The 19,153-nt window shown below is 72.3% G+C and carries 18 protein-coding genes; 9 read left to right on the top strand and 9 right to left on the bottom strand.

What is annotated here, in order from left to right; translation table 11 throughout:
- Positions 1–94: 94 nt before the first annotated feature.
- Entirely contained in the window at positions 95–412 is a 318-nt protein-coding gene (locus Srubr_RS11045) for a DoxX family protein (protein ID WP_308439892.1), read from the top strand.
- Between the two features lie 116 nt (positions 413–528).
- Here the strand turns inward: Srubr_RS11045 and Srubr_RS11040 are convergent, their stop codons facing one another.
- From Srubr_RS11040 to Srubr_RS11030, 3 genes are all read right to left on the bottom strand, one after another.
- Entirely contained in the window at positions 529–954 is a 426-nt protein-coding gene (locus tag Srubr_RS11040; RefSeq protein WP_189991138.1) for a glutaredoxin domain-containing protein, read from the bottom strand.
- Between the two features lie 192 nt (positions 955–1,146).
- Positions 1,147–1,512 carry a winged helix-turn-helix transcriptional regulator gene (locus Srubr_RS11035; RefSeq protein ID WP_189991136.1) on the bottom strand — a complete coding sequence of 122 codons (366 nt, stop codon included), beginning with the start codon at positions 1,510–1,512 and terminating at the stop codon, positions 1,147–1,149.
- Between the two features lie 369 nt (positions 1,513–1,881).
- The gene (locus Srubr_RS11030; RefSeq protein WP_229926506.1) at positions 1,882–3,387 is read right to left on the bottom strand and encodes an MFS transporter; all 1,506 of its coding nucleotides are present in this window, start codon (positions 3,385–3,387) and stop codon (positions 1,882–1,884) included.
- A 119-nt stretch (positions 3,388–3,506) separates the two neighbouring features.
- Between Srubr_RS11030 and Srubr_RS11025 the strand changes: the two genes are divergently transcribed.
- Complete coding sequence (locus Srubr_RS11025; protein WP_189991135.1) at positions 3,507–4,127, top strand: TetR/AcrR family transcriptional regulator; 621 nt, start codon at positions 3,507–3,509, stop codon at positions 4,125–4,127.
- Between the two features lie 171 nt (positions 4,128–4,298).
- On the opposite strand, the gene Srubr_RS11020 is transcribed toward Srubr_RS11025, so the two are convergent.
- Positions 4,299–4,886, bottom strand: a complete 588-nt coding sequence (locus Srubr_RS11020; RefSeq protein ID WP_189991133.1) for an antibiotic biosynthesis monooxygenase — start codon at positions 4,884–4,886, stop codon at positions 4,299–4,301.
- Between the two features lie 60 nt (positions 4,887–4,946).
- Entirely contained in the window at positions 4,947–5,315 is a 369-nt protein-coding gene (locus Srubr_RS11015; RefSeq protein WP_189991131.1) for a thioesterase family protein, read from the bottom strand.
- 303 nt (positions 5,316–5,618) lie between these two features.
- On the opposite strand from Srubr_RS11015, the gene Srubr_RS11010 reads away from it, so the two are divergent.
- Positions 5,619–6,944 carry a phosphatase PAP2 family protein gene (locus Srubr_RS11010; RefSeq protein ID WP_373313401.1) on the top strand — a complete coding sequence of 442 codons (1,326 nt, stop codon included), beginning with the start codon at positions 5,619–5,621 and terminating at the stop codon, positions 6,942–6,944.
- A gap of 236 nt (positions 6,945–7,180) precedes the next feature.
- Here the strand turns inward: Srubr_RS11010 and Srubr_RS11005 are convergent, their stop codons facing one another.
- Positions 7,181–8,665, bottom strand: a complete 1,485-nt coding sequence (locus Srubr_RS11005; protein ID WP_189991129.1) for an alpha/beta hydrolase — start codon at positions 8,663–8,665, stop codon at positions 7,181–7,183.
- Between the two features lie 66 nt (positions 8,666–8,731).
- Between Srubr_RS11005 and Srubr_RS11000 the strand changes: the two genes are divergently transcribed.
- Positions 8,732–9,649 carry a MerR family transcriptional regulator gene (locus tag Srubr_RS11000; protein ID WP_189991127.1) on the top strand — a complete coding sequence of 306 codons (918 nt, stop codon included), beginning with the start codon at positions 8,732–8,734 and terminating at the stop codon, positions 9,647–9,649.
- A 21-nt stretch (positions 9,650–9,670) separates the two neighbouring features.
- On the opposite strand, the gene Srubr_RS10995 is transcribed toward Srubr_RS11000, so the two are convergent.
- Both Srubr_RS10995 and yicI read right to left on the bottom strand, forming a co-directional pair.
- Positions 9,671–10,249, bottom strand: a complete 579-nt coding sequence (locus tag Srubr_RS10995) for a GNAT family N-acetyltransferase (RefSeq protein WP_189991126.1) — start codon at positions 10,247–10,249, stop codon at positions 9,671–9,673.
- Between the two features lie 104 nt (positions 10,250–10,353).
- Positions 10,354–12,627 (bottom strand): alpha-xylosidase, encoded by a 2,274-nt coding sequence (gene yicI, locus Srubr_RS10990; RefSeq protein WP_189991124.1) that lies wholly within the window; start codon positions 12,625–12,627, stop codon positions 10,354–10,356.
- 281 nt (positions 12,628–12,908) lie between these two features.
- On the opposite strand from yicI, the gene Srubr_RS10985 reads away from it, so the two are divergent.
- The 5 genes from Srubr_RS10985 (at position 12,909) to Srubr_RS10965 (ending at position 18,127) form a co-directional block, all read left to right on the top strand.
- Complete coding sequence (locus tag Srubr_RS10985; protein WP_189991122.1) at positions 12,909–14,147, top strand: ABC transporter substrate-binding protein; 1,239 nt, start codon at positions 12,909–12,911, stop codon at positions 14,145–14,147.
- A gap of 11 nt (positions 14,148–14,158) precedes the next feature.
- Positions 14,159–15,103: a carbohydrate ABC transporter permease gene (locus Srubr_RS10980; protein ID WP_189991120.1), complete on the top strand. Its 945-nt coding sequence runs from the start codon at positions 14,159–14,161 to the stop codon at positions 15,101–15,103.
- Positions 15,104–15,109: 6 nt separating this feature from the next.
- Positions 15,110–15,943 (top strand): carbohydrate ABC transporter permease, encoded by an 834-nt coding sequence (locus Srubr_RS10975; protein ID WP_189991118.1) that lies wholly within the window; start codon positions 15,110–15,112, stop codon positions 15,941–15,943.
- Between the two features lie 428 nt (positions 15,944–16,371).
- On the top strand, positions 16,372–17,337 hold the full coding sequence (locus tag Srubr_RS10970; protein WP_189991116.1) for a dihydroxyacetone kinase subunit DhaK: 966 nt from the start codon (positions 16,372–16,374) through the stop codon (positions 17,335–17,337).
- Between the two features lie 136 nt (positions 17,338–17,473).
- Positions 17,474–18,127, top strand: a complete 654-nt coding sequence (locus tag Srubr_RS10965; RefSeq protein WP_229926542.1) for a DAK2 domain-containing protein — start codon at positions 17,474–17,476, stop codon at positions 18,125–18,127.
- A gap of 64 nt (positions 18,128–18,191) precedes the next feature.
- Here Srubr_RS10965 and Srubr_RS10960 read toward each other — a convergent pair whose 3' ends face one another.
- On the bottom strand, positions 18,192–18,944 hold the full coding sequence (locus Srubr_RS10960; RefSeq protein WP_189991112.1) for an HAD family hydrolase: 753 nt from the start codon (positions 18,942–18,944) through the stop codon (positions 18,192–18,194).
- Between the last annotated feature and the right edge of the window lie 209 nt (positions 18,945–19,153).

Raw genomic sequence — 19,153 nt, 5'->3', positions numbered from 1 at the left:
CTCGCATAGGGCTGGCAGCGACTCCTGTTCGGCGGGCCGGGGGCCGACGGCCGCCGGCGAGGGATTCGCGGACCTCGGCTATCGCCCGGGGAAGCTGTTCGCGGTGATCGCCGGTCTCTCCGAGTTCCACGGCGGCCTCGGCCTGGCGGTCGGACCGTTCACCCCGCTCTCGGCCGCCGCGCTGGTCGGAGTGATGATCGACGCGATGGCGACGGTGACCGGGGCGCACGGCCTGTGGGGATCGGACGGCGGCGTCGAGTACAACGTGGGCATCGCCGTCGTCGCCCTGACCGTGGCCGGGACCGGCCCGGGCCGACTGGCCCTCGGCCGCTACCTCCCTGGCGCGCCGGTGGCCGGCCCGCAGCAGGCGTCGCCCTGGTACTGGGAGGCATCGGCGCCACGATCACACTGAGCGTGTGAAGGCCGGTGACCTGAGCCTGTGAAGGTCGGTGGCCGGGCGGCCGTTTCCGGCATGTCCCCGGCCTGACCGATGCCGGCGACGGCACGCCGTACTCGCACCACTGCCGATCAGAGCTGGGCGCGCACCCACCGCGGGTCGGGGTTGACGTACGGCCGGCCCGCCACCACCACCGTCGGCACGGTCTCGGCACCCCCGTTGACCGCCCGCACCGCCGCCGCGCCGGCCGGGTCACGCCAGATGTCGACCCAGTGCAGCCGACGGGCGTCCCGGCCCAGCCGGAACCGCAGACGCAGGCAGTACCTGCACCCCGCCCGCCAGTAGACGACCGGTCGGCCGTCGACTGTGCTCAGCTCCCGTGCCTCCACCGCACCGACCGGCCGCGGAAACACCAGCGGGGAGTGCACCACCGCGAGCAGCGCGAACACCAGCCACATCGCGACGGCCGGTCCCACGGACCCGTCCACGGACCGTACAACCGCGACGAGCGAGCCGCAGCCGATGAACAGGAGGGGCAGCAACCAGGGGCGCATCATGATCAGGCAACCTATCAGGGCGGGTTGAGCGGGCCGGGCAAACAGCTTTCCGTGGTCACTTCGCGCGGGCGATGCCCTCGACGGGCGGGACGAGCGAGAGGCCGTGGCCCGGGTGATGCGCGACCGCCGGGATGCTCGCCGGCGAAACCCTGCGGCACTCGAAAGGGCTGACGTACGCGGCCGTGAGCGGGGTCAGCCGGTGTGGCCGAGACGAGCGGCGTCGTCGTACGACTCGCGGGCCTCGACGAGTTCCTCCCAGTGCTGCTCGGCCCAGGCGCGGGCGACCGCGATCGGTCCGAGCAGGCTGCGGCCCAGCGGGATCAGCTCGTACTCCACGTGCGGAGGGCCCTGTGCGTGGACGGTGCGCTTGATCAGACCGTCCCGCTCCAGGGAACGCAGCGACTGGGTGAGGACCTTGGGCGTGACACGCCTGAGCGGCACCCGCAACTCCGAGAACCGGCGCGGTCCGTGTTCAAGACAGCGGAGACGAGATCGAGACGCCCCGCCACCACCAGGCGGTGGCCGGAGTCCGGGAGCAGTCGCCGGCGACGCCGTCATGACCCCCGGCGACCCGGAGCACGCCGTCCGGTACGGCCTCCTGCCGCCGGACAGATGGCGGGCGGGCAGGCACCCACGGTGTTCGAGGAGCAGTCACAGAACAGGGGCTGGGCACCGCCGACGCCGTGTCTGCGGCGCGCCCGCCCGGGAGGACCGGCCGCCGACGCCCTCCGTGCGCCGTTGCTCCGGGGCCTGTCCGCCCCCTCCGGGGCACCGCTTCCCGAGCCTCCCGGCAGGTGGCGAGCCGTCCCGTGGCCACCACCGCCACCAGGGCCGATGCTCATGGGCATGACGCGGAGCGGCCCGCACCGGGCCGAGGGGGCTCGGGTCGGTGCGGGCCGCTCTCGGCGACTTCTCTTTGGGGGCTGGTCAGACCGCCTTCGTAGGCTGCCGGGCGGGTTCGGGAATGAGGGGTGCCGCGGTGGTGGTCCGGCGTGGTGGGGCCAGTGCGGCGAAGATGGCCACCGCGCCGATCGCGCACACCGCGGCCGTTCCGTACAGGGCGAGGTGAAGGGCGTGGGTGAAGGCGTCGGCCCGCACGGCCGAGCCGCCGCCGGACAGGTCGCCCGCGGCCACCCGCGCGGCCAGTTCCCGTGATCCGACACGGGTTTCGATGAGACTGACCAGGACCGCGCCGTACACGGCGATGACGATGGCCTCGCTGCCGATGCGCATGGTGTTGAGGAACCCGGTGGCCATACCGGCTTGTTCGGGCTCTACAAGGCTCATCGCCGCACCGTCGCCCACGCCGAACGACATCCCGGCGCCCAGCCCGGTCATCAGCAGCGGACCGGCGATCACGGCGACGGAATCGCCGGGGCCGATCGCGGTGAGCCACGCGTTTCCGCCGGCGAACATCAGCAAGGACGACGTGATCAGCGTACGGGCGGACACGCCCCGGTTGACCAGGGCCCCGGCCGGCGGCGGGGTCAGCAGTACCGGCGCGGTCAGCAACAGCAGGACCGTTCCCGCGCGTTGGGCGGAGAAGCCGCTCGCCCCCACGAGATAGGTGGGCAGGTACGTCAGCAGCGTCACGAAGCCGAACGTCGTCACCACGGGCACCATGCACAACGCGAAGAACCGGCGGTTCCGCACCAGCGTCAGATCCAGGACAGGGGCCGCGGAACGCGACTGCAGGAAGACGAACAGCACCAGCAGTCCCGCGCCGCCGGCGAGCAGCGCCGCCACGCCGGGACTCGTCCAGCCCCATTGCGGGCCCTGGACCGCGCCCAGGACGAGCAGGCCGAGGCCCGCCACGAACACCAGCGCGCCGGTCGCATCCAGCCGGGGACGCCGCGGGGCGCGGGACTCGGCGACGAACCCGACACCCGACAACGCCACGACGAGCAAGACCGCGTGCATCCCGAACGTGGCGCGCCAGCCGAGCGTGCCGACCAGCCACCCCGACAGGGTCGGCCCCACCGCCAGCCCGACACCGGCGGCACTGCCGAGGGCCGCGAAGGCACGGGTGCGGACGGCACCGTCGAAGGTCGTCGCCAGGATCGCGCCACCGCTGGCCAACACCCCCGCCGCGCCGATGCCCGACAGGGCGCGGGCGAGGTCCAGCAGGACGACGCCGGGTGCGACCGCCGCGGCCAGCGAACCGACGGCGAAGACCGCCGATCCGGTCGCGAAGATCCGCCGGCGCCCGACCAGGTCGGCCGCGGACCCGGCGACCAGCATGAACGAGGCGAACGTCAGGTTGTAGGCGTTCATGACCCATTGCAGGGGCGCGCCCGCGGTGTGCAGGTCCTCGCCGATGCCGGGCAGTGCGACGGCCGCACCGGAGATGGACATCGGCACGGTGGCGAAGGCGAGCAGGACCACGGCCAGCGTGATCGCCGGACGTGGTCGGCCCGCGGAATCGGTAGTCACGACGGAGGGCTCCTCCAGGAGACGGCAAGAAATGGCACCGAACGGCCACTTGGGCGACAGTGCCACTGAGTGGCATTAGCTGTCAAAGGGCAACCGCGTCCGGGTGGTAGGCTCATCGTGTGAGTGACGATCTGCGCGAACTGCCGCTACGGGAACGGAAGAAGCTGCGCACGCGCCGGGCTCTGGCCGAGACCGCGCTCCGTCTGTTCACCGAACGCGGCTATGACGCCACCACGCTCGACGACCTGTGCGACGCGGTGGAGGTGTCCAAGCGGACCTTCTTCCGGAACTACCGGTCCAAGGAGGACGTCGCGCTCGCCGCCGACAGCGACCTGTGGTCGGCGTATCTGGACCGCGTGGCCGCCGCGAAGCTGGACGGCCCGCTCCTCGAAGCGCTCCGAGTGGCCCTGAACGCCACCCTGGAGGACATGGACCCGGACTGGGAACGCCGGTTCCTGGCCACCCGTGAGCTGTCGGAGTCCGTTCCGGTACTCCAGTCGCACAGCCTGGGGTACTGCCAGGACACCACCCTGGCCATGGTCGAGACGCTGGCCGGCCGTTCCGGCGCCGGCGTGGACGAGACGTGCCTCCGGCTCACCGTGGAGATCTTCGTCGCCTCCTGGCGCACGGCGTGCCTGCGCTGGACGGCCGAGGGCGGTCAGGGGGGCCGCGACGGCCTGACGGACCTCATCGAGCGGACCTTCGCCCTGCTCCCCGACGCCCTCACCTGCGCCGCCTAGGCTCTGCCGACCCTGCGACGGCAGACGGCAGACGGCAGACGGACGCCTGACGCGCGACGGCGAAGGGGCCGCCCTCCGTCCCCGGGCCCGGAGCGGAGTGGCGAGCCTCCGCCCCGGCCCGGCGACATGCGCGTCACGCTCGCCTGGACGCACGAGCGCTGACGTGGCGCGTCAGGTCCGGCGCCGGGTGTGGTCGCCGACGAACGAGTGGGCGTGCGTGTAGCGCTTGACGCCCGGGTCACCTCCCGAGGCGGCTTCCTGGGAGGCGGCGTCGGTCCATTCCGTGACGACGACGGTTCGCTCGCCGTCGGACGTCACATGGAGGTGCGCCCCGAGCAGGCCCGGCGAGGGAGCGGTCGCGGCGTCCGCGTCGCCGGCCGCCACCGTGCGTACGGCGAAGAGGCCGGCCGGGCTGTGGGCGTCGTGAACGACGCTGCGGGTGAGGCGCGTCCGGGTGAGCCCGGGGCGCTCGATGCCGGGCACCAGCGCGTCGACGCGGCCGACGACCTCGGTGCGCCGGGCGCGGGCCCAGGCCAGATGCTCCTCGTCGCTGGTCCACTGGGCGTAGAAGAAGAGGCCGGTGCCGTCCAGGGCGAGGAAGACGTGCTGCGCCAGCCGCCCGGGGGGCGCCTGTGCCGCCGTCCACTCGTGGAACAGGGCGTCGGCGGCCGTGCGTGACCGCTCGGCGGTTCCGGTGAGCCACTCGCTCATCAACGTCGTACCGGCGGAAGGGTGCTGGAGGTCCCGCAAACGTGTCATGAACGATGACTCTGATACCTCAACTGCCCTTGAGGTCAAGGTCGAGTTCTGTCCACCCCTTCAGTGGTCCTCTTCCCGCGCGGACACCCCGGAGAGAAATCTCTCGCGGTCGACGACGGCCCGGTCGATCTCGCCGGTCGCGACGAGGTGGCCGGAGTCGTCGACGGCACGGACCGGGAAGGTGAGGCGTCGGCCGTCCACCGACGGCGGCTCGGCGCTCACCCGCACCCGCGCACCCACGCGGGAGGCACGCAGATGCCTGACGCGGACCCCGGTCCCCACGGTCGTCTGGCCGGCCCGGGTGAACGGCGCGGCGGCCCGCACGGTCGCCGCCTCCAACCACGCGATCAGCCGCGGGGTGGACAGCACCGGCACATCGCCGCTGCCCATCGCCACGGCGGTGTCGGTATCGGTCACCTCATGATGCATGGCAGCACGCTATCGCCGCGCGGACGCGACCAGGCCGCCTCCCCCTCGCCGCCCGGAGTCACGGAGATCACCCTCGCGGGAAATGCGAGAGACGGCTCTGTAAGAGGCAAACCCCGGCCGCACCACTCGGCTAACATGATCGAACTCATGACGAGCGCACCCAACGCTCGTCATTCACCGGAAAACCGTGCTATCCGGCGCGAAAAGACACCTAAATATACAACAACTAACAAATCGGCCAGAGAATTGATACCTATACCAACACGGGTAATACCCCGAACAAAGGGCGGAACCGAGGTCCCCCTGTGGCGCCGACCACGGGTGATCCTCTGGACCGCGGCGGCTGTGACAACTGTCGGTTTCCTGGTCGCACTGGAGATCACCGCCCATCACTACGGTCTGCGGGGACCGCTCACCACCGAGGCGCGAGAGCTGATATACCCGCCCAAGTCGGGATTCCTGCTGTACGCCAGCATGGGCCTGATGATGGTGGTGCTCACCTGGCGGCAACGGCTCATCGCCGCGGGCGTCGCGGTCGGCATCGACGTCGTCTTCCTGCTGGTGCGCTGGGCGTCCGGCTTCCACTACGACTTCGACGAGGGCCACCCCTTCGGCAACGGCGCGCTGTGGGTGCTCCTGGGCTCCGCGGTCTTCGCCGTCGCACGCCGCACAGGACAGGAGCGCGCCCTCCTGCTGAAGGGCGTCGGACTGGGCCTGCTGCTCATGGCCGGCCGCAAGACCGGTGACACCTGGCTGCTCATCACGTCCAAGAGCCGGCCGATGGTGCTCGACCAGTACGTAGCGGTCGCCGACCACGCGCTGGGCAACCCGTCGTGGCTGGTCGGCCGCCTGGTGAACGCCAGCGGCCCGGTCGGCACGCACCTGCTCGACTACGTCTACGCGCAGCTCGCGGTGGCCGCGGTCGTCGTCGCCCTGTACCAGCTGCGCAACGTGGCGACCGAGCGCCGCTTCCCCCGCCACCACCTGGTGCGCACCTTCCTGGTGATCGGCCTGCTCGGCCCGGGCATCTACATGATCTTCCCCGTGGTCGGCCCGATCTTCGCCTACGGCCCGGGCGCCTCCGGCACCGGCGGTCTGGAGTGGGCGGCGGCCAACCTCTGGCCGCACACACCGACGCCCATCGCCACACCGCACCCGATGCTGTACGACGGGATCACCCCCCGCAACTGCATGCCCAGCCTGCACACGGCCTGGGCCACCGCCATTTTCATCCACTCCCGCAAGGGCCCGAGAATCCTGCGGTACGGAGGCGCCTTCTGGCTCATCGCCACGCTCGCCGCGACCCTGGGATTCGGCTACCACTACGGCGCCGACATCGTGGCCGGTGTGGTGTTCACGCTCACGATCGAGGCCGCGCTGCGCTCGCAGGCACGGGGCTGGGACCGGTCGGGGACGCGACTGGTCGCCCACGGCGCGACGGTCTTCGTGGCACTCCTGGTGGCGTACCGCTACCTGCCCATGGAGATGGCCCGGCTTCCCTGGCTGTTCGGGCCGCTCGTCATTCTGGCGATGCTCTCGGTGATCTACGGCTACCTGCGGACCACCTCGCGGTGGGAACCGAAGCCCGTGCCGGCGCCCCGAGCGGAGCCGCAGCCCGAACCGGTGTGAGCCATGGCGCGGCACCGGACGCACGAGCCCGGGGTCGGCACCGGGACCGCGGCGACGGCGACCGCCGCCGGCCGGATCACCGACCCCGGCGGTCGCCGCGATCAGCGCACGGCCGTCGAGCGCCTCCGCGTCACGCCCACGACGACCGTCGCCCGACCCCCGCGACCAGCGGTCCGAGCCCGCCGAAGACCAGCGGCAGCGGCGGCGCCCCGCACCGTGAACAGGACTCTTCGGCCTCAGATACCCAAGTGCGAGAGCACCGTACCCATCGCGCGGGTGACCGCCTCCCGGGACTCGTCCGTCGGGCCGTGCAGCTCGAAGCCGTGGGCGCCGTGCGGTACGTCGATGATCTCGACCGGGGTCCCGGACTCCTGCGCCGCGCCCAGGAACCGTTCGACCGTGGCGGCGATCTGCGGGGTCTCCAGGCCCGCCCGGGTGAGCAGGAGCGGTGGCGGCTCGGCCCCGCCGGCCCGGAGCGCCTCGGCCGGGCGGAAGCGCGGCGGGACGGCGCCCCAGCCGGGCAGCGGGGCGAGGACGGGGTAGGTCAGGGCGACGCAGCGCAGCCACTCCGGCGGGGCGGTGAGCCAGTCGGTGACGAGCAGCCCGGCGCCCGAGAAGAACCACAGGGCGATGCGCTCCGGGTCCACGCGCGGGTCGGCCCGCAGCAGCTCGACCGCCTCGGTCACGTCGTCCGCGGCCCGCGGGTAGGCGGTGAGGCCGTGCAGGCGGTGCTCCACGACGGCGCCCACCGCGCCCAGGCTCGCCGCGAGGCGGGCGTAGCCGAGGTAGAACGGCCAGTCGCGGGGGGCCGGGTCGACGTCGGGCGTCAGCGGACCGCCGTGCACGAACAGCACCGCCGGCCGGGGCGCGCCGGTTGTCCCCGGTTCCGGCAGGTGCAGGTCCACGCGGCCGGTCCGCACCCGTGGCCGCTCGGGGACGTCCAGCAGGAACGGGCGCAGGAACGCGGGATCGCCCTCGGGCGGGGTCAGCCTGTGCCCCTCGTCCGCGGCGGCGCGGCACAGCACCTCGGTCAGCTCCCGCGGACTGGACAGCATCGGCCAGTGGCCGGTGGCCAGTTCGAAGAAGCCCACCCGCGGGTCGGCGAGCTTCCGCAGTTGCGGCGGGCCTACCCGCACCAGTTCCTGGACCCCCTCGATCGTCGTCCCCCCGGCCGTGCACAGGACCGCGCTGACCGGCACGCCGGCCGCCGCTCCGGTCAGCCGCAACGGCTGGGTCAGGGTGCGCGGCGGCTGGGCGACGGCCACAGCGCTCAGGAACTCCAACCGGTCCGCCGTAAGACCCTCGGTGCTGCCCCAGCGCTGCCAGTCCCGCGGCCCGGGCGGCGGGACGGGCCGCGGGTCGTCGCCGGCCCCGAGCAGCTGATGCACGGTGGGGTCCGGTACGAGGGCCAGGGCGGGGTCGCCGGGCTGCGGCAGCCCGGCGTCCAGGTGGACGACGCGGGCCACCCGCTCCGGGCGCAGGTCGGCCGCGCCCAGCACCGGGTGGATGGCGTAGTCGTGACCGACCAGCACCACCCGCGGCACGTCGAGGGAGTCGATCAGCCGGACCACGTCCTGGACATGCGTCTCCAGGTCCGCCTCCGGCCGCATGTCCAGCGTCACCGGGTACGCACCGGCACCCTCCCGCCGCAGCCGGCCCACCACCGCGTCCCAGATCCGCCCGTCGGTGAACGGGCCGGAGACCAGCACAAACGCAGACATCAGCGCCTCCAGACAAGTAGGTCGTCGCGGGTAACGTAGGAACTCCCCCTGAGGGAGGTTCAAGCTGTGTCACCGGACGGCACCCTGAGCATCGGCGAGCTGGCCGCGCGGGCCCGCACCACGGTCAAGACCATCCGCTTCTACTCCGACCAGGGCCTGCTGCCCGAAGCCGCCCGCAGCGGCGGCGGCCACCGGCGCTACGGGCCGGACGCCCTGGCCCGGCTGCGGACGATCCGGTCGCTGCGCGCCCTCGACGTCCCCGTGCCCGAGATCAAGCGGTTCCTGGAATGCGGTGACGGCAACGAGTCCGGTGACGGCCTGGAAGCCGTGGTGGCACGGCGGTTGGACGACATCGGCGGTCAACTCGCCGCCCTGCGCTGGCGGGAGGCCGCCCTGCGGGCACTACAGGACGGTGAACCGGAGCGGTTGGCGGAGCGCCTGGAGCTGATCGGAGCGGTCAGCGTCCCGCCCGACACCGCCGCGATCGCCCACTACTGGCGCCGGCTGCTGCCCACCCGGCTGTCCGCCCGGCTCCGCACCGCGATCACCGAGGCGGCCGTTCCCCAGCCGCCCGCCGACCCCACCCCGGACCAGGTTCTCGCCTTCGCCCGGGTGCACGCGCTGGCCACGGACGCCACCGACCACTGCCTCGCCGGCCACCGGCCCGTCACCGAGGCACACCCGGACCTGCTCTACGACGGCCTGTACGAAGCCCACCGACTGGTGGAGGCCGCCGTACGGGCCGGTCGTGTCCCCGGCCCGGGGGAGGCCCTGGACTGCTATACCGCCGCCTACGCACGGGCCGCCGGCACCCGGGACACCCCTGCCTTCCGCCGGGCCCTGGCGGCCCGTCTCGCCGCGGCGGACCACCCGGTGATGCGCCGTTACTGGCACCTGGCGGGAACGCTGATCCCCGGCCTCACCCTCGGCGCGGCCGACGCCTGGCTCCGCGACGCACTGGCCGCGGACACGGCGACGGCCTGAGCCGCCCGGCCCGGCCGGGATTCAGCCCTGCCACTCCCGGGCGAGCAGCGCGTACACGTACTCGCTGCCCCAGCGGTCCCCGTCCAGGTCGCTCTCCACCAGATGGGCCTCGCGGCGCATCCCGAGGCGCTCGCACACCCGCGCCGACGCCGTGTTGAGGACATCGAGCCGGGCGAAGACCCGGTGGGCGCGCAACTCCCCGAAGGCCAGTGAGAGCAGCGCGCCCGCCGCCTCGGTGGCGTAACCCCGCCCGGCGTGACGGGGGTTGAAGACCCAGCCGATCTCGGCCTGCCGCGCGTGCGCGTCGGTGAGGGTGAGGACCACCTCGCCGACGACCCCGGGCTCGTCCTTCCGGCACACGGCCAGCAGCAGCGTGTCGCCGTCCGACCGCCAGCCGGTGCCCTGGGCCCGGGCCGCGATGGACTCGGCACAGCCCTCGCGGGTGAGCGGCGGCCGGTACAGGTAGCGCGCCACCTCCGGCAGGCACTGGTAGGCGTACCGGTCCTCGGCATCGGCGGGCGTGAACAGCCGCAGCACCAGCCGGTCGGTGACGACGGGTGCCGTGATGTGCTTCGTGCTGTCCTTCGAGACGGCGGTCATCGCGTTCCCCCCACGTACTGCTGCCCGGCCTGCCTGCCGCGACAGACTAGCCGGGCACCGCGCGCCCTTCCCGTGCTTTTCCCGGGAATCCGGCGGCCGGCCGCTCAGTCCAGGGGGACGGCCACCTCGCCCGTGCCGGTCGCGCTCGCGCCGCCGCCCGCGACACGGACGGTGAACGGCCGTTCGGTGCCGCGCGCGGTGACCCGCAACCCGGTGCCGTCACGGCGGACGGTGAAGGTGGCGGCGGGGGTGCCCGACAGGTCGGGGACCGTGACCTCGGCGGTGAAGTCCGGCTCGGCCGTGGGGTGGACGAGCAGGGTGGGGGTGTCCAGCCAGTCGCCGTCGGGGCGGCTGTCGTCGGCGGCCAGCGGCAGGACGGCGCCCTCGCGGACGTACAGCGGCAGGCTGTCGTAACCGTACCGCTCGGTGCGCCAGGCCGGGCCGGTGACCCGCTCGCCGGACAGCAGGTGCGTCCAGGTGCCCTCGGGCAGGTAGACCTCCACCTCGCCGTCCTCCGTGAACACCGGGGCGACCAGCAGATCGGGGCCCAGCATGTACTGGCGGTCCAGCGGGCGGCACGCCGGGTCGTGCGGGAACTCCAGCAGCATCGGGCGCATCACCGGTACGCCGGTGCGGTGGGCCTCGGCCGCGGCGCCGTACAGGTAGGGCATCAGACGGTGCTTGAGCAGCGTGAACCGCCGGGCGACCGCCACGGCCTCCTCCCCGAAGTTCCACGGCACCCGGTAGGAGGTGGAGCCGTGCAGGCGGCTGTGCGAGGAGAGCAGGCCGAAGGCGAGCCAGCGCTTGAACACCGACGGGTCGGGGGTGCCCTCGAAGCCGCCGATGTCGTGGCTCCAGAAGCCGAAGCCGCTCAGCGACAGGGACAGCCCGCCGCGCAGGGACTCCGCCATGGCCTCGAAGGACGCCCAGCAGTCGCCGCCCCAGTGCACCGGGTACTGCTGCCCGCCCGCGGTCGCCGAGCGGGCGAAGAGCACGGCCTCGCCCTCGCCCCGCTCCTTCAGCAGGAGTTCGAAGACGGTCCGGTTGTACAGGTGGGTGTAGTAGTTGTGCATCCGCTCCGCGTCGGAGCCGTCGTGCCAGACGACATCGATGGGAACGCGTTCGCCGAAGTCGGTCTTGAAGCAGTCCACGCCCTGGTCGAGCAGCGCCTTCAGCTTGGCTTGGAACCAGGCGCGGGCGTCGGGGCTGGTGAAGTCGACCAGGCCCATGCCGGCCTGCCACAGGTCCCACTGCCAGACATCGCCGTCCGGCCGGCGCACCAGGTGGCCCAGGGCCGCCGCCTCCTCGAACAGCGGGGACTTCTGCGCGATGTAGGGGTTGATCCACGCGCTGACCCGCAGCCCCTTCTCCTTCAGCCGGGCCAGCATGCCCTCCGGGTCGGGGAAGACGGCCGGGTCCCACTGGAAGTCGCACCACTGGTACTCGCGCATCCAGAAGCAGTCGAAGTGGAAGACCGACAGCGGGATGCCGCGCTCGGCCATGCCGTCGACGAAGGACATCACGGTCGCCTCGTCGTAGTCGGTGGTGAACGACGTGGTCAGCCACAGGCCGAAGGACCAGGCGGGCGGCAGCGCCGGGCGGCCGGTCAGGGCGGTGTAGCGGGCGAGCACCTCCTTCGGGGTGGGTCCGGCGATCACGTAGTACTCGATGCTCTGGTCCTCGACGCTGAACTGCACCTGGCCGACGGACTCCGAGCCGACCTCGAACGAGACCTTGCCGGGGTGGTTGACGAACACGCCGTAGCCGCGCGAGGAGAGGTAGAACGGGATGTTCTTGTAGGCCTGTTCGCTGCTGGTACCGCCGTCCGCCTGCCAGATGTCCACCGCCTGGCCGTTCTTCACGAACGGCGTGAAGCGCTCGCCGAGTCCGTAGACCTGCTCGCCCACACCGAGGGCCAGTTGGGCCAGGACGTGATGGGCGCCGTCGTCGGTGGTGGCGAAGGCGGTGCCCTTGGCGCCCGCCCGGGTCAGCTCCCGGCCGTCCGCGCCGAGGAACGCCAGGGCCCACGGGGCCGCCTCGTCCAGGCGCAGGGTCAGCGGTCCGCTGGTCAGCTCCGTGACCGTGCCGTCCCGGCGGACCACGCCCGCGCCGTCCGGCTCCCCGCCCAGGGCGAAGTCCGGGCCGGGGCGGCGCTTGCCGGCGTGGTGGGTGACCCGCACACCGATGACGCCCTCGGCGGGGGAGAAGCAGTCGACCGTGAGCAGCGGCGCGTTGAGCGTGTCCCCTCTCCGCGCCACGTTCTGTACGGCCGCATAGGCGGTGAAGCGCTTCGATGACAGACGTACATCACGCGGCTGCACCGCGTAGAAGATCTGCACGCCGTCGCGGACGCGCCAGAAGCCGTTGGTGAACTTCATGTTCTTCCTCGGGGGAGCTGGAGTGGTTCGAGTAGGGCGCGAAGGCGCCGCCCGGCGGTTCGATCGTACACAGAACACTCCCCGGCCGGGCAGGTCCCGGCACCGATAAATCCCCCCTGAACAGGGGATATTGCGGGTTTCCAGCCACTCGCCACCGGCAGCGCGGACGAAAGTGGATGTGCTCGGGTCTGGCGCGACGGCCCGTGCATGGCGTATTAGTCATCACCATAAACAAAGGCGTCCGGCACCGTTGCCGGACGGTACGACAGCAAGGGCCGCACATGTCGAAGCGCTTCAATAGACGCTCCCGCAAGGCCGTGATACCTCTCGCCGTGGTCGGCGCCCTGCTCGCCGGGGCGGCACTGACCGGCTGCGGCCGGCAGCGCGACGGCTCCGTCTACACCGTGCTGAACTCCTCGACCGACGAGACGTACCACCGCTGGGACGCCGAGGCGATGGCCCGGTGCGGCGAGCGGCTCGGCGTCACCGTCGAGCAGCAGAGCGTCCCGGCGGCCCAGGTGATGACCAAGGCACTGCGCATGGCCTCCTCCAAGTCGCTGCCGGACATCGTGCAGTTCGACGCCTCGGAGATGCCGGTGTTCGCCGAGGCCGGCGGGCTGACCGACCTCAGGACGCTCGGCCTGGACACCGACGGCGTGCCGCGCGGCATCGTCAACTTCGGCTCCTACCGGGGGACGTACTACGGAGCCGCCCGGACGGTGAACACGCTCGCACTCTTCTACAACAAGGACCTCCTCGGCCAGGCGGGCCTCGAAGTGCCCACCACCTGGGCGGAGTTGCGTGAGACCGCGCGCAAGCTGACCCGGGGCAAGCGCTACGGACTCGCGCTCAGCGCGGGCGGCGCCGAGGACGGCGTCTTCCAGTTCACGCCGTTCATGTGGTCCAACGGCGGCGACGAGACCCGCCTCGACGGGCCGAGGGTCGTCGAGGCGCTGGACTACTGGAAGAGCCTGCTGAAGGACGGCTCGCTGTCGAAGTCGACGGTGGGCTGGACCCAGGCCGACGTCAACGACCAGTTCATGGCGGGCAACGCGGCGATGATGATCAACGGCCCGTGGCAGGTCGAGACCCTGAACACCGAGAAGTCCCTGCACTGGGGCATCGCGCGGATTCCCGTGCCGAAGCCCGGCGCCGAGTCCGTGGCCCCGCTGGGCGGAGCCGTGCTCACCGTCCCGGACACCGGCGACGAACGGCGGGAACGGATGGCGGGGAAGATCGTCGGCTGCCTGACGAGCGAGCGCGAGCAGCTCACCTACGCGCGCAACAGCTGGATGGTCCCGGCGAACGGGAAGGCCGCCGCCGTCTGGCGCGGGCAGGTGCCCCAACTGGACGCGCTGGCCGACCAGGTGGCCACGGCCCGGTCCCGCACGGCCCGGCTCGGCGCCGGCTGGCCGGCCGTGTCGCTCGCCCTGCAGAGCGCCTTCCAGGCCGCCCTGACCGGCCAGTCCAGCCAGGCCGCCCTCCAGCGAGCCCAGCAGCGGGCCACGAGCGGGAACTGAGGTACGCGCAGATGACCACGCCCACCGTCACCGCGCGCGGCGCGGCGCCCACGGCCGGGGTACCGGCCGCCGCCCGGCCGCGGTACCGGCGACGCCTCGCCCAGTGGGGGTTCGTCGCCCCCGCCGTGCTGTTCATGCTGCTGTTCTTCGGCTACCCGCTCGTCCGCAACGTCGTGATGAGCTTCCAGCACTACACGCCGAAGACGTTCTTCACCGGCGAGGCGCCCCTCAACGGGTTCGACAACTGGTCGGCCGTCTTCCGGGACGCCCTGTTCGGCAAGGCACTGTGGCACACGCTCGTCTTCACCGCGGGCTCGCTGCTCGGCCAGTTCTGCGCGGGCCTCGCCCTCGCCGTCTTCTTCACCCGCAGGTTCCCGCTGAACGGCGTCCTGCGGTCGCTGATCCTGCTGCCCTGGCTGGTGCCCATGGTGGTCTCCGGCATCGTGTGGCGACGCATCCTGGACCAGGACACGGGTGTACTGAACTCCTTCCTGGACGCCATCGGTCTCGACGGACACACTCCATGGTTGACCAGTCCGCACATGGCGCTGCTCTCGGTCATTCTGGTCAACATATGGATCGGAATCCCGTTCAACATGGTCATCCTGTACGGCGGTCTCCAGGAGGTGCCCCGCGAGCTGTACGAGGCCGCCGCCCTGGACGGCGCCTCCGCCTGGCGGACCTTCCGGTCCATCACCCTGCCGACGCTCCGTCCCGTCATCACGGTCGTCCTCGTCCTGGGCTTCATGTCGACGGTCAAGATCCTCGACCTGATCCTCGCCCTCACCGACGGCGGTCCCGCCGACGCCACCCAGACCCTGGGCACGCTCACCTACCAGAACTCCTTCGTACGGCTGGACTTCGGGGCCGGCGCCGTCGTCGGCAACGTACTGATCCTGATCTCCGCGGTCTTCGCGGTGTTCTACCTGCGGGCCAACCGCACCGAGGGGAAGTGACCGGCGATGGCCGCCGAGAACGTGAAACCGCGTACGCGCCGACGCCGTTGGGGCTCCACCGTGGCCGGGGCGCTCGTCCTGGCCGTGATGCTCTTCCCGCTGTACTGGATGCTCGACACCGCGCTCCAGCCCGAGGCCGGGCTGCTGGAGGTGGATCCGGTGCCGCACCGCCTCGACCTGTCCGGTTTCACCAAGGCGCTCGACGACCAGGGCGGGCATCTGCTGACCTCGCTGCTGGTCTCGCTCGGCGCGGTCGTCATCTGCCTGGCGATCGCGGCCCCGGCCGCCTACGGGCTGGCCCGGTTCCGGCTGCGCGGCACACGCACCATCGTGTTCGGCACCCTGATCACCCAGATGGTGCCCGGCATCGTCATCGCCAACGCCCTGTACACCTCGTACGTCGATCTGGGCCTGGTCAACTCCTACTTCGGCCTGATGCTCGCGGACGCCTCCCTGGGCATCCCCTTCTCCATCGTGCTGATGCGGTCGTTCATGCAGTCCATACCCGGCGAGGTGATCGAGGCCGCGGAGATGGACGGGGCGGGACGGCTGCGCACCTTCCTGCGGGTGGTGCTGCCGATGAGCCGCAACTCCCTGATCACCTCGGGCCTGTTCGCCTTCCTGTTCTCGTGGAGCGACTTCATGTTCGCGCTCACCCTCAACACCACCGACGACGTCAAGCCGGTCACGCTGGGCATCTACCAGTACATCGGCGCGCACGTGGGCGACTGGGGCTCGGTGATGGCCGCGTCCGTGCTCTCCGCGGTGCCCGCCGCGATCCTGCTCGTCCTCGCGCAGAAGTACATCGCCGCCGGCATCACCGGCGGCTCCGTCAAGTGACCCCGAGGGCAGGGCGGGGGAGCGTCGGCACCGCCGCCCCGGCGCGGCACCCGGGCCCGCCAAGGACGCCTCGTGCTGTATCCACGCAGCCCACCGGGCGATCAGCCGATCACATCAAGCATGCACCGAGCGCCTCGGGTCTGCCCGGCGGCCGTCGCGGCCGGGCTCGAGTTGCCGTCGCGGCCGGCGAGCCGCAGCATGGCCGGAAAGACGGATCCGAGGGCGACAGCCGCAAGGCGGACCGCCGTAAGGCAGGTGAGACCCGGAGACACACGAGGCAGCATCTCGGGTTGTGCGTCCGTGGATGACGTGCCTCCGATCGACCCACCGTGGTTTCCGGCCTCCCGCATCCCGCTTCCGGGGCGCTGCGAGGCCGAGGACGTCTGGGAGGCCGGCCAGTGGTGTACTTCACGAATTCGCTCGACCGAATGGTCCCCGACGCACTGGCCGGGTTCGCCCGGGTCCACGCCGACCTCGTCGTCCACGACGAGGCGGCCGGCTTCTTCCGGGCCCGGCACCCGGCTCCCGGCCGCCGCGTGGCGATCGTGTCGGGCGGCGGCTCCGGGCACGAACCGCTGCACCTCGGTTTCCTCGGCGCGGGCATGCTGGACGCCGTGTGCCCCGGCCAGTTGATGGCCTCCCCGCACAACCGCCAGGTGTTCGACGCCTCCCGTGCCGTGTCGCGCGGCGCGGGCGTGCTGCACCTGGTGAAGAACTACACGGGGGACCGTATCAACTTCGGCATCGCCGCCGAGCGGCTCGCCCATGAGGGCATCGACTGCGCCCGCGTGCTGATCGACGACGACCTGGCGTCGGACTCGTCCGAGTCGGCCACGGGCCGTCGGGGCACCGGGGCCGCCGTACTGGTGGAGAAGGTCCTCGGGGCCGCCGCGGACACCGGCCTCGGGCTGCGCGAACTCGCCGACATAGGCACCGAGTTGGTGAGCCGCTGCCGTAGCCTCGCGGTCGCCTCGGCCGCACATCGCACTCCGGCCACGGGGCGTTCCGCCTTCGACCTCGCCGAGGGGGACCTCGAGTGGGGGGTCGGCATCCACGGCGAGCGGGCCCGCCGTACGGAGTCCCGGCCGGCCCTGGACGAGCTGGTCACCCGGATGACGGAGGAACTGCTGGCGGCGCTGGACCCGGCCGCCGGCGACTCGGTCATCGCCCTGGTCAACGGGCTCGGCGGGGTGACGCGTCTGGAGTTGTACGGCGTGGCGCGGCAACTCGCGGCGCGGCTGGACCGGTGCGGACCGGTCCTCGAACGCGTCCTCGTGGGCGACTTCGTGACCGCGCTGGACATGCGCGGCTTCTCGCTCACGCTGATGCGTGCGGACCCGGAGACGGTCAAGTGGTTCGACGCGCCCGCGCACACGCCCTCATGGCCCCGGTGACCAAGGGCGGGCAGGAGGTGGCACCATGCTGGAGCACTACTCGGCGCAGGACGACGCGGCATCCCCGGACAGCACTGTCGCGAGCACGACGTGGACGGACATCCCCGTCGCGGACGCGGCCTTCACGGAAGGCTGGATGCGGAGGTTCGCCGCCTCCGTCCGGGCCACCGAGGCCGAACTCACCGCGCTCGACCAGCGGGTGGGCGACGGCGACTTCGGTACGAATCTCCGCTCGGGACTCGACGCCTCCGTGCGCGCCCTGGACCGGGCGGGGCCGGTGTCACCGGCTGCGGCCGGGCGGGCCGGCGGACCGCTGCGGACGGTGGCGACCGTCTTCCTGGACGGGGTCGGCGGCACCAGCGGCCCGCTGTTCGGGCTGCTGCTGACGGAACTGGCGCTGGCGGCGGTCGGCCCGGTACTGGACGTGGCCGCCCTGCGGGCGGGTCTCACCGGTGGGCTCGCCGCCGTACAGCGGGTCGGTGAGGCGCGGCCGGGGGACAAGACCCTCGTGGATGCCCTGTACCCGGCGTGCGAGGCGCTGCGCGTGTGTCCGGAGCAGGTCGGCAGCCGGGTGGCCCTCGCCCATGCGTCGCGCGCCGCATGGGAGGGGGTGCGCCTGACGGCACGCCTGCGTGCGCGCCGTGGCCGGGCCAGTTACGTCGGCGAGCGGGGCAGGGGAGTGCCGGACCCCGGTGCGGTGGGCGTCGGCCTGCTGCTCTCCTCAGCCGGCGGCGTGGTCACCGGACTGCCGCCGTCCGTCACGGATGCGGCGCCGCGGCGGCCGGACTGAACGAGCGGCGGGCCGCCTTCCGGGGACGGACCCGGGCCACCGTTCACCCGTCGCGGGACGGCGGTCACGGAGCCGTGGCCTGCTGGAGCCCGGAACCGGTCGGCGACGGAGCCGCGGCGGGCTTCGGCGGCGAGGTCCGAAGCGGTGTCCGTTCGGTGGCCCAGCGGATGATCCGGGGGTCCTCCAGCGTCTCGACCCACAGATCGGTCAGGGCGGCCGTCTCCTCGCCGGGCCAGGGGCCGGCGCCGAGCACCGTCAGTCCGGCCCGGACCGCGGCGAGGATCCCGCAGTGTGTGTCCTCGACCGCCATCGTGTCGGCCGGATCGGCGCCGCAGCGCTGGGCGGCCGTCAGGTAGACGTCCGGGTCGGGCTTGGGCCGGATCGTGCCCTCGGGCACCACCACGGCGCGGAAGTGACGGAGCAGCCCGGCCTCTTCCAGACCGGGTTCGACCACGTCACGGGGGCAGTTGCTGGCGATGGCCAACGGGGCGAAGGCGGCCGCCGCCCGCACCAGTTCGCGGGCGCCCGGCATGGTCACCGGATGGTCGCAGACCAGGGCGCGGAAGTGCCCCAGCAGCCGGTCGGCGAGGTCCCGGCCCAGTTCGGGACGGCCTCCCTCGTCGGCCATGAGCTGCCCGCACTCGGTGTAGTGCAGGCCCTTGGCCCGTTCCGCGAAGCCCGCGGCGGGGGTGAGGCCCACGTCGTCGAGAACCCGCCGGCGAGCGGTCTCCCAGTGTCGTTCGGTGTCCAGCAGCGTGCCGTCGCAGTCGAAGACGACGGCCGCCGGTGTCCAGGAAAGGATGCGATGAAGCGCCATCTGTGTGCTTTCCGTTCGGATGGGCCGCGAGAGCGCAGACCGGTGCGTGACGTCCTCTCACCGCGAGGGTGCGAGCGGCGCCGACGGGCCACCCGTGTGCGCGGGGCGGCGCAGGGTTCCGGGCGGGGCCGGAAGTCGTACGGTCGGCCGTTGACGCCCGTACGGACTAGTCCCACCAGGGAACATAACGATCGTTACGCTAGGTTTGG

It is taken from the genome of Streptomyces rubradiris (assembly GCF_016860525.1).
Classification (GTDB): Bacteria; Actinomycetota; Actinomycetes; order Streptomycetales; family Streptomycetaceae; genus Streptomyces; species Streptomyces rubradiris.
The sequence above is the reverse complement of the archived record's forward strand: the minus strand, read 5'-3'. Positions and strand labels throughout refer to the sequence as shown.